The sequence below is a fragment of the Brevibacillus sp. AY1 genome (assembly GCF_029870785.1).
In the GTDB taxonomy this organism is placed as follows: domain Bacteria; phylum Bacillota; class Bacilli; order Brevibacillales; family Brevibacillaceae; genus Brevibacillus; species Brevibacillus invocatus.
The window spans coordinates 63,282-75,252 of record NZ_JAFLPN010000007.1; the positions used below are offsets into that span (position 1 = coordinate 63,282).

The 11,971-nt window shown below is 48.5% G+C and carries 13 protein-coding genes; all 13 read left to right on the plus strand.

From position 1 onward, the window contains the following. Window positions 1–7: 7 nt before the first annotated feature. The 13 genes from fliF (at window position 8) to fliY (ending at window position 11,943) form a co-directional block, all read left to right on the plus strand. Window positions 8–1,591, plus strand: coding sequence for a flagellar basal-body MS-ring/collar protein FliF (gene fliF / locus JZI27_RS08845; RefSeq protein ID WP_280207323.1), 1,584 nt, complete (start codon window positions 8–10; stop codon window positions 1,589–1,591). 13 nt (window positions 1,592–1,604) lie between these two features. Next, entirely contained in the window at window positions 1,605–2,618 is a 1,014-nt protein-coding gene (gene fliG / locus JZI27_RS08850; protein ID WP_122907555.1) for a flagellar motor switch protein FliG, read from the plus strand. After that, window positions 2,602–3,420 carry a FliH/SctL family protein gene (locus JZI27_RS08855; RefSeq protein WP_280207324.1) on the plus strand — a complete coding sequence of 273 codons (819 nt, stop codon included), beginning with the start codon at window positions 2,602–2,604 and terminating at the stop codon, window positions 3,418–3,420. The genes fliG and JZI27_RS08855 overlap by 17 nt, the downstream gene beginning before the upstream one ends. After that, on the plus strand, window positions 3,417–4,736 hold the full coding sequence (fliI, locus tag JZI27_RS08860; protein WP_280207325.1) for a flagellar protein export ATPase FliI: 1,320 nt from the start codon (window positions 3,417–3,419) through the stop codon (window positions 4,734–4,736). The genes JZI27_RS08855 and fliI overlap by 4 nt, the downstream gene beginning before the upstream one ends. Before the next feature lies 1 nt (window position 4,737). After that, window positions 4,738–5,184: a flagellar export protein FliJ gene (gene fliJ, locus JZI27_RS08865; protein ID WP_280207326.1), complete on the plus strand. Its 447-nt coding sequence runs from the start codon at window positions 4,738–4,740 to the stop codon at window positions 5,182–5,184. Window positions 5,185–5,195: 11 nt separating this feature from the next. Further along, window positions 5,196–6,104 (plus strand): MotE family protein, encoded by a 909-nt coding sequence (locus JZI27_RS08870; protein ID WP_280207327.1) that lies wholly within the window; start codon window positions 5,196–5,198, stop codon window positions 6,102–6,104. Between the two features lie 68 nt (window positions 6,105–6,172). After that, on the plus strand, window positions 6,173–7,399 hold the full coding sequence (locus JZI27_RS08875; protein WP_280207328.1) for a flagellar hook-length control protein FliK: 1,227 nt from the start codon (window positions 6,173–6,175) through the stop codon (window positions 7,397–7,399). 24 nt (window positions 7,400–7,423) lie between these two features. Then, the gene (locus JZI27_RS08880; RefSeq protein ID WP_251243440.1) at window positions 7,424–7,819 is read left to right on the plus strand and encodes a TIGR02530 family flagellar biosynthesis protein; all 396 of its coding nucleotides are present in this window, start codon (window positions 7,424–7,426) and stop codon (window positions 7,817–7,819) included. A gap of 170 nt (window positions 7,820–7,989) precedes the next feature. Then, window positions 7,990–8,811 (plus strand): flagellar basal body rod protein FlgG, encoded by an 822-nt coding sequence (gene flgG, locus JZI27_RS08885; RefSeq protein WP_122907548.1) that lies wholly within the window; start codon window positions 7,990–7,992, stop codon window positions 8,809–8,811. 73 nt (window positions 8,812–8,884) lie between these two features. Continuing rightward, window positions 8,885–9,106 (plus strand): flagellar FlbD family protein, encoded by a 222-nt coding sequence (locus JZI27_RS08890; protein ID WP_122907547.1) that lies wholly within the window; start codon window positions 8,885–8,887, stop codon window positions 9,104–9,106. Window positions 9,107–9,120: 14 nt separating this feature from the next. Next, complete coding sequence (locus JZI27_RS08895) at window positions 9,121–9,576, plus strand: flagellar basal body-associated FliL family protein (protein WP_122907546.1); 456 nt, start codon at window positions 9,121–9,123, stop codon at window positions 9,574–9,576. Between the two features lie 38 nt (window positions 9,577–9,614). Then, a complete protein-coding gene (gene fliM, locus JZI27_RS08900) occupies window positions 9,615–10,610 on the plus strand; it encodes a flagellar motor switch protein FliM (RefSeq protein WP_122907545.1) in 996 nt (331 codons plus the stop codon). Beyond that, window positions 10,603–11,943, plus strand: a complete 1,341-nt coding sequence (gene fliY / locus JZI27_RS08905; protein WP_122907544.1) for a flagellar motor switch phosphatase FliY — start codon at window positions 10,603–10,605, stop codon at window positions 11,941–11,943. The genes fliM and fliY overlap by 8 nt, the downstream gene beginning before the upstream one ends. Window positions 11,944–11,971: the final 28 nt, after the last annotated feature.

The window sequence follows — 11,971 nt, forward strand, 5'->3', positions numbered from 1 at the left end:
GTGAATCATGAACGAACGTATAGCTTTATACAGAGAAAAGCTTAGTGCTAAATGGAGCCAGTTTTCAAAGAAACAAAAATGGATGATCGTCGGGATATCCTTTTTCTTGCTCGCATCACTTGGCCTATACATATTCATCGCTTCTCAACCGGTTTACAAGCCACTCTATAATCAACAGCTGAGCGAAAAAGAAATCGGAGCGATCAAGCAAGAACTGGAGAGCAAGCAGATCCCATACAAAATTACGGGTGGCGGTACTGGCATTGAAGTGCCGGAGAAGATGGCGCAGGATGTCATCGTGGATTTGGCTGCTCAAGGCATTCCGAGTCAAGCCGGATTCAACACCGAATTGTTTTCAAGTACATTGGGTATGACGGACCGTCAATTCGATGTGATGAAAAAAGAAGCGCTACAGCAAGAACTGCGAAAATTGCTAGAACGTGTCAAAGGGGTTAGAAGTGCACAGGTGATGGTGACATTGCCACAAGAAAGCTTGTGGGTCACACAGACAGCTGACACGGCAACCGCTTCTGTTATTGTAGACGTCGAACCAGGGATGACTCTGGATCAAAAGCAAATCAACTCGCTCTACCTGCTCGTATCTCGAAGCGTTCCGAAATTACCGATGGAAGCAATTGCAATCATGGACCAATACTCCAATCCATTGGAACGCACAGATGGAAATGAAAACGAAACTTCTTTGAGCAGTTTTAAACAGCAAGAAGAGATCAGGGCGGAAGTCGAAAAGAAAATCCAGCAAAACCTGTACAATTTGCTTGGTACGATTATGGGCAGAGACAAAGTGATCGTCCATACGTTTATCAAAATGAACTTTGACAAGGAAAACCGCGTGGAAAATCTCGTGGAAGCACCTGACAAAGAAAATAACGAAGGACTTATCATTTCTTCTCAACGTTTATCGAAAGCTTTTTCAGGACAAGGAAACCCTCCAGGCGGTATTGCCGGGACAGGGGATAATGCTGTACCAAGTTACCCGGGCAACAATCCTCAAGGAACGAACAGCCAATATGAGGAATTGAACGATACGATCAATCGTGAAGTGAATCGGATTACACGTAATGTGGTTATGAGCCCGTACAAGATTGAGGATATGACCATCAACGTAGGTGTAGAACCACCGGCAGGCGGTCAGTTGGACGATGCGACCATCGAAAGCATCAAACAGGTTCTTCGCAATGTTGTACGCGTAACCTTGAGTAATAACGGAATCGAACTTACTCAGGAAGAGCTAGATCAGCACATTTCTGTTTTGCCACGAGAATTCTCGGGTAAAGTCAATGTAGCGGACTCTACTTCACTCGATCCTGCTTTGCTTTGGACTGTAGGTGGTATCGCAGCATTGGCACTTGCAGCCGTTGCGTTCCTGCTCTATCGCAGACGTCGTCAGTCTCAAATGCTGAAAGAGGAAGATTCTGAACTGTTGGCAGATACACAACCGATGGAAATCCCTGACTTGATGTATCAAGAGGATAACGATCAGGTTGTCGTCAGAAAGCAACTTGAAAAATTGGCGCGAAGCAAGCCAGATGAATTCGTCGTACTGCTTCGTACATGGTTAGCAGAAGATTAAGGAGTGAAAGGGTATGGCTCGCGGCGCTAAAGAGTTGACTGGACGACAGAAGGCGGCTATCCTGCTCATCTCGCTGGGGCCCGAAATCTCAGCACAGGTGTTCAAACACTTGCGTGAAGATGAGATTGAGCAACTGACATTGGAAATTGCCAATGTCCGTAAAGTGGATACCGACGAAAAAGACAAGATCTTATCCGAGTTTCACCAGATTGCAGTAGCAAAAGAAGTGATTGCCCAAGGCGGTATTACCTACGCCAAAGAAATTCTGCAAAAAGCACTGGGTGAAACCAAAGCGATGGATATCATCAATCGCTTGACGGCAAACCTGCAGGTCAGACCATTTGATTTTGCCAGAAAGGCAGATCCGGGTCAGATTTTAAACTTTATTCAGAATGAGCATCCACAGACGATTGCATTGGTACTCTCTTACCTTGAGGCGCAGCAGGCTGCTATGATCCTCTCTGCGTTGCCGCAAGAACGTCAGGCAGAGGTAGCCAAACGCATTGCGATGATGGACAGCACCTCTCCAGAAGTGATTGCACAGGTAGAGCAGGTTCTGGAGCAAAAGCTATCTGCAACAGTTACACAGGACTATACGCAAGCAGGGGGCATCGAATCCATCGTTGCAGTACTCAACGGCGTAGACCGCGGAACCGAGCGCACGATTCTCGATTCCCTGGAAATTCAGGACCCGGAGTTGGCCGAGGAAATCAAGAAGCGCATGTTCGTCTTCGAAGATATTGCAACTTTGGACAATCGTTCCATTCAGCGTGTCATTCGCGATGTGGAAAATGCAGACCTGCAGCTTTCACTCAAGGTTTCGAGCGAAGAAGTGCGTGAAGTTATTTTCCGCAACATGTCCAAACGGATGGCCGACACGTTCAAAGAAGAAATGGAGTTCATGGGACCTGTCCGACTTCGCGACGTCGAAGAGGCTCAATCTCGTATCGTTGCGATTATCCGTCGCCTAGAAGAGGCGGGTGAAATCATCATCGCACGCGGTGGAGGAGATGATATCATTGTCTAGGATCATCAAGAGCGCGAATTACAAGCCCTCAGACGATTCTTTCCTCCTCTCGGTGACGCCTGTAATTCATCAGACGGAAGTGGATCCTGAAAGGTTGCAAAAAAATCAAGAAATTTTAAATCAAGCCGAAATCGAAGCAAAAACGATTGTTCAGGATGCGGAAGAAACCGCTCAAACGATATTGAGACAGGCTTCAGAGCAAGCAGAACAACTCAAGCAACAAGCTATGCAAGAGATCGAGCTTTGGTGGCAACAAAAACGTGAGGAAGCAGACACCTTGTTTCAAGAGGTGAAAGAGAGCGCCTATCAGTCTGGTTTTGTAGACGGACGCTCGGAAGGTCACCGTCAAGCGTATGAGGAAGAGACCGATGCCGTTACGCAGGCGCGATCAATCCTGGAGCAAGCGTATACCACCAAAGAACAGATCGTGGCAGAAGCAGAACCGTTCCTCGTAGAGCTTAGCTTGGAGGTTGCACAAAAAGTAATCGGTAACGAGCTGGAGCAGCAGCCCGATCTCGTGCTCGAAATGGCAAAAAAGGTTTTGAGACGATCGCGTGTACATGGAAACATCACGGTATGTGTGAACCACAAATACTTCGAAAGCGTGCAGGAGAACCGCGCTCAGCTGCTCGCCTTGTTGGATGGACAAGCTGAACTCTCCATCTACCCTGACTACACCGTTCAAGACGGAGGATGTGTCATCCGTACACAGCTCGGCAGCGTAGATGCTCGTGTCGATACACAGCTAAGTGAAATCAAACGCGTTTTGCTGGAGATTGCCCAAGGAAGTGACCATGCATGACCATCCTAGATCTATCTCGGTACCGACAAGCATTGCAAGCAATGGATACCATGCGTGTGAATGGCAAGGTCACACAGGTCGTTGGTTTGACGATCGAATCCGAAGGGCCAGAAGTCAGACTCGGTGAGATCTGTCATATTACCCCGCACCACAGGCAGGAACCGATCATCGCTGAGGTAGTAGGTTTTAGGGATAACAAGGTATTGCTTATGCCTCTGGGTGAACTGACGGAGATTGGGCCAGGCTGTGATGTTGTAGCGACGGGTCGCTCGCTGGATGTCAAAGTCGGTCCGGAGATTCTAGGGAGCATTCTGGACGGTCTGGGAAGGCCATATCAAGGGTCTTTGCCATTTGGATTGACTTCCTATCCAACCAACAACATGCCGCCTAATCCCATCCTCAGACCGCGTATCAAAGAACCTTTGAGCGTAGGTGTCCGAGCGATCGACGGACTGCTGACGATTGGTAAAGGTCAGCGGGTGGGTATTTTCGCCGGATCCGGGGTAGGGAAGAGTACACTGATGGGGATGATCGCCCGAAATACGACGGCTGATATCAACGTCATTGCCCTGATTGGTGAACGTGGACGCGAGGTCATGGAATTTATCGAGCGAGACCTCGGAGAAGAAGGCTTAAAACGCTCGGTTGTGATAGTCGCTACCTCCGATCAACCCGCTATGATTCGGATCAAGGGTGCCATGATCGCTACTTCCATCGCGGAATACTTTCGCGATCGCGGCATGAATGTGATGCTGATGATGGACTCTGTGACACGTTTTGCAATGGCACAGCGCGAGATCGGACTTGCCATCGGTGAGCCGCCCGCGACGAGAGGATATACGCCTTCTGTATTTGCTCTACTGCCTAAGCTGTTGGAGCGTGCTGGTACAGCAGATCGGGGAAGCATTACGGCCTTTTACACGGTACTGGTTGACTCAGACGACATGAACGATCCGATCGCGGATGCTGTTCGCGGGATTTTGGATGGACATATCGTATTGGATCGGAAAATTGCTCAAAAAGGTCAATTTCCTGCGATCGATGTGCTGCAAAGCGTGAGTCGTGTCATGACGGAGATCGCGAGTGATTCCCACCAGGAGGCAGCCCGCCAGCTAAAGCGGCACATGGCAACCTTTCGGGAAGCGGAAGATTTGATCAACATTGGCGCCTACAAACCAGGTACGAATCGAGAAATTGATGCTGCGATCCGCTATCGGGACATCATACGGGATTTTACAGCGCAAGGTACCCACGAGCCATCAGATCTAGCAGGAACCGTAAAAGCATTAACAGCCCATTTTGGAGGAGTGAACTAGCGTGAAAAGTTTTACCTTTCATCTCCAAAAAGTTCTTGATCTGAAAGAAAAGGAGAAGGAGCAGGCGGAGTGGGCTTTCGGTAAATCGCTTCAGCGCAAGAACGAGGAAGAGTGGAAGCTAGTACGATTGCACGAGCACCATGACGATATGACGCTCAAGCTGGAAGAGGTCCAGGCGCAGCAGTGCAGTGCGGCCGACCTCATCATGCTTACGCAGTATCGACAATCCGTAGAGCGCTCCATTTCCAACCAGAAAAGAACGCTGCGAGGTTGTGAGCAAGAGGTGGAGCGTTGCCAATCCAGTTTGACTGAACGGATGAAGGAATCACAGCTCTGGCAGCGCATGCGGGAGCGTTCTCTCACTCAATTTCTCGACGTACAAAAGTTGAAGGAACAAAAAGAGTTGGACGAAATCGGCACACAGCTCTACCTTCGGCGAAGCAACTGAGGAGGTACCAAATGGAAGAGATCCAAGAAGAACGGGAGTACAGCAGGTGGGAATGGTTCTTTTACATGATTGTCATTCCAGCTCTGTTTGCCAGCCTCCTTGGTGGTGTACTCCTCAGCTTTCTAGGCGTGAATGTACTGGGGAACGTACTCCAGTGGGCAAACACGATACCGTACGTGGAAAAGATTGTCCCGGACGATTACGTGGCTGCTCCTAAGACAGAGGAGAAACAGGATCTGAATCAACAGGTTGTAGCTCTGCAAACCGAGCAGACAAACAATCAGCAAGCGATCACTGCCTTGCAAAGTGAAACGGCAAAAAAAGTTGCCACGATACAATCGCTGGAAAAACAGGTGCAGGATTTAAACAAAATGCTGGAAGACAAGCAAGCTACTGAAGCTGAGCGTCAACAGCAATACCAGGATTTAGCCAAGGTGTATACGACGATGTCCGCTAAAAATGCAGCAGCTATTATCGGAAATCTTAGTTTGGAAGAGTCGGTCACCGTTATGACTAAAATGAAGCCAAACCAGCGAGCAGAAATTTTGGCCAAGATGGATCCAAAGCTGGCGGCTGACATCTCCATTTTGTTGAAAGACTCTGTCGTCAACAAGGACGATGACATTGCTGCCTTGCAAGAACGTGTGCAGGTGCTAACCAAAGCCCTGAGCGAAACACGCGAAGGATCGTCAAGCAATGTCGACGATACGTTTGCCAATACGTTCGCGCAGATGCCTGCAGAGGATTCAGCAGCTGTGATTCGCGCAATGATGCAGACGAACAAGACCAAAGCATTGACTCTGTTATCGTCGATGCCTGAGGCGAGACGAGCACAGACTCTTTCTGCGATTGCCAAAGAAGACAAGAAAAGCAATGACAATCTGGCAGCGCGGATCTCGGAGGAGTTGCTGCGACAATAGAGTGTCCACGTGTCACTCGAGTCGTTATCATAAGCAACAAATTTTAAACAAACAAGGAGGTGAATGAGATGATTGTAGCCAATACTTCGCTGCCAAACGGTGCTTCTGGTACGATTAATGCGCAAGCAGGAACGAGCGGAAGCCCAGGTGTATCTGGTCTAGGGGAGCTTTTCTCTCTGCAAATGGGTTTTGCCCTGCAGAATATGCAGGCCGAAGAGGAAGGCGCTTTACTCGGTCAGGGGTTGAGTGAGGAAGAGATGAAGGCTCTTGAAGAATTGATGGCTCTCCTCCAACAAATGCTTGCTGCGAATGACCAAGGCAATCAGGAGCTGGAAGCGTTTATTGCCAATAATGGCAAGGTGATTGAGCAACTGGGGCAAAAAGTTCAAGTGCCCTTCCCGCAAGTGGGCGAGGATCTGAAACAGCTTCTGACAAAATTGACTCAAAACGAGCCAGCGACCGATGAAATGAAGCAGCTAGCTACACTTCTCGCCAAGCTGAACGGTGATCAGGCTGTGAATGATCCAAAGCGAAATCAACAATTGGTTCGAAACGACGCCCTGCCACTTAAAGGTGTTGGTCAAGAGGACATGTACAAGTCCATTCAGCCATTGCGCATCAACCAAGGGTTGTCTGCTTACAAGGCTGAAGCGGGGATCCAGTCACAAACCGTCCAACTGTCCGCACAGTCTTCCGGATTGTTCAATCAGGAAAACAGCGAGGGTGGAAATCTTCCCCAATTTGGTGGACAGGCTCCTGTGGTGGCGGCAAATCCAGCTCCTGTGGCTCAAAGCTTCCAGCGTGCAGAAATGCCGGCTCAGCATGTAGCAGCCAATCAGCTGCCTGAGCAAGTCACTCAGATCTTTGTGAAGCAGATGAATCTGACACAGGTAAACGGCATCCACACAGCAAAGCTGATCCTGAATCCACAGTCTCTTGGACAAGTGGACGTGACAATTACGTCGAATAACGGCGTTATTACCGCGCACTTTGCTGCTGAAACAAGAGCAGGTAAGGAAATCTTGGACAACCAGCTCGTACAGCTGCGAGCAGCATTGAGCCAACAAGGTCTGCAAGTGGATCGCTTGGAGGTAACCCAACAGCAACAAGCGGATAGCTTCAGCTTCCAACAGCAACGAGAGCAGGCAAAACAGCAACAGGAACAACAATCAGAGCAAAAACAGCAGGATGATCAAGCAGAATTTTCACTAGACACATTGGTGGACGAAAGTGAAAATGCGAGCCAATGGAACCGTCCAGGGGACACATCACGTGAGATCGATGACATCGTTTAGGCTTGGAAAAAAGGAGGAGGCACCATGAACCAATTTCGAGTGGCGCAACCCTACTTTCCACCGACAACGAATCACGTAGCCAAGGCTGCTCCTCAAGCGGCGACTGGAAATGGCTCCACTTTTCAACAGTACCTGACAGAGTCGCTCGGTCAAACGGTAAAAGGAAAACCTCTTACGTTCAGCCAGCACGCTGTCAATCGACTGCGAGACCGGGGCATTACGCTTGAAGCCCCGCAGATCGAACGTCTGGAAACGGCCGTGCAGAAGGCAGCTTCTAAAGGAGCCAAAGAATCGTTGATCTTGATGGACAATGTGGCTTATGTCGTGAGCATCGTGAATCGGAAGATCATCACCGCTGTAGATGATGGAAGCATGAGGGACAACGTGTTTACCAATATCGATAGCGCCATATTTGTTTAGCTAACTGTAAGATAGGCTGGACCTTCAAGGAGGAGGCCTACGGTTACCGATCGACAGAGGTAGCCAAACACAACGTCATGACTGTTGTGTTTAACCACAAGCGGTCACATCAGCTTTAATGAAAAACGTCGAGACGTTTTTCACAGAAAAAGCAGAGGAGGAAACAAATCATGTTGCGTTCCATGTACTCCGGTATTTCCGGACTTCGCGGATTTCAAACGAAACTAGATGTCATTGGTAACAACATCGCAAACGTAAATACCGTAGGCTTTAAAAAAGGTCGCGTGATGTTTCAGGACATCCTGAGCCAAAACGTTCAAGGTGCAAGCGCTCCAGCTGAAGATGGCGGTAAAGGGGGTACAAACCCAACGCAAATCGGTTTGGGAGCATCCATCGCCTCCATTGACACTGTATTCAATGCAGGTAGCCCGATGACGACCAACCTGCCAACAGACCTCTCCATCGAGGGGGATGCCTTCTTCATGGTCAGCCCTGATGATGGCGAAACCATGTACTACACGCGTGCTGGTAACTTTACACGCGATTCGCAAGGCTTCTTGGTTAACCCTCAAGGATTAAAACTGATGGATTCCGGTGGCGGAGCCATTCAAATCAACCAAGCGGATGGAATCATCTCCTATTCCATCGGTAAAGATGGCTCGATTACCACTGTTGATGATACAGGTGCGCTGGATACGCCTTATACCATCGGTCTGATGACATTCAACAACCCAGGTGGTCTGAAAAAGATCGGAAACTCCCTGTATGAAAATACTGTGAACGCTGGTCCTCGTGACGAAGATCCGATGACCCCAACTACAGCTGCTGAAGCACGTGTAAGCGTCATTTCTGGTCAGCTGGAAATGTCCAACGTAGACCTGTCTGAAGAATTTACGGAGATGATCGTGGCACAACGTGGATTCCAAGCGAACTCCCGTATCATTACGACTTCCGACACTGTATTGGAAGAGTTGGTAAACCTCAAGCGTTAATCGCATAGTGGCTGAGTAAGGGGAGGAGTAGAACCTCTTCCCCAACTCCCACGCGAAAGGAGATTACGTTGAAGTGATCAAATTGACACGTTTTAATGGGGCAACCTTTTACCTGAATGCTACACATATTGAAACGGTAGAGGCTACACCGGATACCGTAATTACTCTTTTCAACGACAGAAAATACATCGTCAAGGAATCAGCGGAGTCTGTCGCTAAGCATGTCCAAGCCTTTTATCAAAATGTTCATCCGGCGACGGGAGCACCCAGATTACCGGACGATTTAAATGAATAGCGGGAGGCATTGCGATGTTCCAAAATCGATTGTTTAACATGGCACTAATTATTATCATCGCGATTTCTCTGTTAGGTGTAATTTCCTTCGTACTCTGGCAGACTTTTTTATCGCCAACCTCGCAAACAGCTAGCAAGGATGTAAAAGAAGTAAAAGTCTTATCAGCGAAGGAAATGCAGGAATACTCGGTGGATACCGGAGAAATTACGACCAATCTTTTGACAAACAATTACATCATCGTTCGTTTTACCATTACTGCAGAAGATTCGAAAGCAAAGGCTGAACTCGAACAGCGTCTCCCTCAAGTCAATCAGGTGATCATTAAAGCACTCGCTGGTCTGACACCAGAGGATATCAAAGGGACAGAAGGCGTCAACAAGCTGGAAGCCAAAATCATGAACGAAATCAGTTCTGTCATGCAAGAAGGCAAGATCATACAAGTAATCACGACCAAACGAGTGTTGTCCTAGAAGACATGTACGCATACATAGCAAGGAGGTGACGATAGATGGCCGAGGTTCTCTCACAAAGTGAGATTGATGCGTTATTGGCTGCCCTTTCTTCTGGAGAAATGGATGCCAATGAGCTGAAAAAAGAAGAGACTGAGCGCAAGGTAAAAGCATATGACTTTAAGCGCGCCCTGCGATTTTCCAAAGATCAGATTCGCGGTTTGACGCGGATCCATGAAAACTACGCGAGGCTGTTGACGACTTATTTTTCTGCTCAGCTCCGTACCTTCGTGCAAATTACGGTTGCCTCCGTCGATCAATTGCCGTATGACGAGTTTATTCGCTCCATCCCGAAAATGACCATCCTGAACATTTTTGAAGCTCCACCCCTGGAAGGTCGCATGGTTTTGGAAGTGAATCCAAACATCGCCTACACCATGCTCGACCGACTATTAGGTGGGCAAGGTGCCATTCCGGAAAAACTGGGGGCACTTACGGAGATTGAAACAACGGTGATGGAGAGAGTGTTCGGAAAAGCACTGGACACATTCCACGAGGCATGGAAGCAAATTATTGAACTGGATCCTTACTTGGAAGGCTTGGAGATGAATCCGCAGTTCATGCAGATCGTATCTCCCAACGAAATCGTTGCCGTTATCTCTTTCAGCACCAAGATCGGTGATACAACCGGGATGATCAACCTGTGCTTGCCTCACGTGGTACTAGAGCCGATCATGTCGAAGCTCTCTGGTCAATACTGGTTCTCCAAACAGAAGAAAACACGAGATGAAGAAGAACGCCTTCGTGTGGAAGAGCGAGTGAAGACTGCGAAGCTGCCTATTATTGCTGAAATGGGTACTGCGACGATCTCGGTCGGTGATTTCCTGCAGCTGCAAAAAGGTGATGTCATTCAGCTAGATCAATCGGTAGACAACAAGCTGAAAATTAAGGTGGGCGAGCAATTGAAATTCCTGGGACAACCAGGGACGCAAAAAGGTCGGATCGCCGTTCAGATTGATGAAGTCATAGAGGAGGGGGAGGAACACAATGAGTAGAGACATGCTTTCTCAAGACGAGATTGACGCGCTGCTGCGTGCTAACAACTTGGTTGAGGATGATGAAGAAGAAACAGCAGTCGTCGCTAACCAAGACGTTACGGATTACCTTTCCCCGTTCGAGCAGGATGCACTGGGTGAAATCGGAAACATATCCTTTGGGAGTGCAGCGACAGCATTGTCTACCTTGCTTAGCAAAAAAGTAGACATCACCACACCATCCGTAAGCGTGGTTAGTGTGAATGAGCTGGAAAACGAGTTTCCGATACCTCATGTCGCTGTGCATGTTGAATACACGGACGGGTTCAAAGGCATCAACCTGCTTGTGATTCGTATGGAAGACGCAGCCGTGATTGCTGATCTGATGATGGGCGGTGAAGGACGTCCGGATAATACGGAGCTGTCGGAACTTCACATCAGTGCCGTTCAGGAAGCGATGAACCAAATGATGGGTTCTGCTGCCACCTCCATGTCGACAATGTTCAACCAATTCATCAACATCACGCCTCCTGGAATTGATGTGATGGATCTGGCGCAAGGAAAAGGCGGAGATACATTCTCAGAAGACGACAGTCCACTCGTCAAGGTATCCTTCCGTTTAAAAGTAGGGGAACACGGGGAGCTCATCGATTCGAACATCATGCAATTGCTACCGCTAGCCTTTGCGAAAAAGATGATCGATCGGCTGGTGGGTGGAGATGAGGAAGCGGCTGCAGCTGCAGTAGCCGAAATGGAAATGCCAGCGATTCCACTTCCATTGCCTACTGCACACGTACAAGCGGCACCAACGCAAGCACCACCAGCGGCGCCACCTGTTGCTCCAGCACAACCAGAGCCAATGTATCAGCAACCACCGATGGGCTACGCACAACCGCCAATGGGATATCCAGGACAGCCTGCATACCCGGACGCTTATGCAGTACCACCTGGTTACGCACCGTATCCACCACAATATCAGGCAGCTCCTGTGGCACCAACACCACAGCACTATGGTAATCCGATGGTTAATCAGGCAAACGTCAAGCCAGCGCAATTTGCGCCTCTCGGAGGTGGTCATATGGGACTGGGAGAAGAGCAGAATTTAAACTTGCTTTTGGACATTCCACTTCAAGTTACAGTTGAACTTGGACGCACGAAAAAGTTGATTCGAGAAATTCTTGACTTATCAGCAGGTTCCATCATACAGTTGGACAAGCTGGCAGGTGAACATGTCGATATTTTGGTAAATAACAAGTTAATTGCCAAAGGCGAAGTTGTCGTTATTGATGAGAACTTTGGTGTGCGTGTGACCGATATCATCAGTCAGTTCGATCGTGTTCAAAAATTGCAATAAAACAAAATTAATTGCCAAGCATTGGGAG

Excerpts from the sequence above, each read along its gene's own strand:
- fliF (WP_280207323.1), top strand. The coding sequence starts at position 8 with ATGAACGAACGTATAGCTTTATACAGAGAAAAGCTTAGTGCTAAATGG.
- fliG (WP_122907555.1), top strand. The coding sequence starts at position 1,605 with ATGGCTCGCGGCGCTAAAGAGTTGACTGGACGACAGAAGGCGGCTATC.
- JZI27_RS08855 (WP_280207324.1), top strand. The coding sequence starts at position 2,602 with ATGATATCATTGTCTAGGATCATCAAGAGCGCGAATTACAAGCCCTCA.
- fliI (WP_280207325.1), top strand. The coding sequence starts at position 3,417 with ATGACCATCCTAGATCTATCTCGGTACCGACAAGCATTGCAAGCAATG.
- JZI27_RS08870 (WP_280207327.1), top strand. The coding sequence starts at position 5,196 with ATGGAAGAGATCCAAGAAGAACGGGAGTACAGCAGGTGGGAATGGTTC.
- JZI27_RS08875 (WP_280207328.1), top strand. The coding sequence starts at position 6,173 with ATGATTGTAGCCAATACTTCGCTGCCAAACGGTGCTTCTGGTACGATT.
- JZI27_RS08880 (WP_251243440.1), top strand. The coding sequence starts at position 7,424 with ATGAACCAATTTCGAGTGGCGCAACCCTACTTTCCACCGACAACGAAT.
- flgG (WP_122907548.1), top strand. The coding sequence starts at position 7,990 with ATGTTGCGTTCCATGTACTCCGGTATTTCCGGACTTCGCGGATTTCAA.
- JZI27_RS08895 (WP_122907546.1), top strand. The coding sequence starts at position 9,121 with ATGTTCCAAAATCGATTGTTTAACATGGCACTAATTATTATCATCGCG.
- fliM (WP_122907545.1), top strand. The coding sequence starts at position 9,615 with ATGGCCGAGGTTCTCTCACAAAGTGAGATTGATGCGTTATTGGCTGCC.
- fliY (WP_122907544.1), top strand. The coding sequence starts at position 10,603 with ATGAGTAGAGACATGCTTTCTCAAGACGAGATTGACGCGCTGCTGCGT.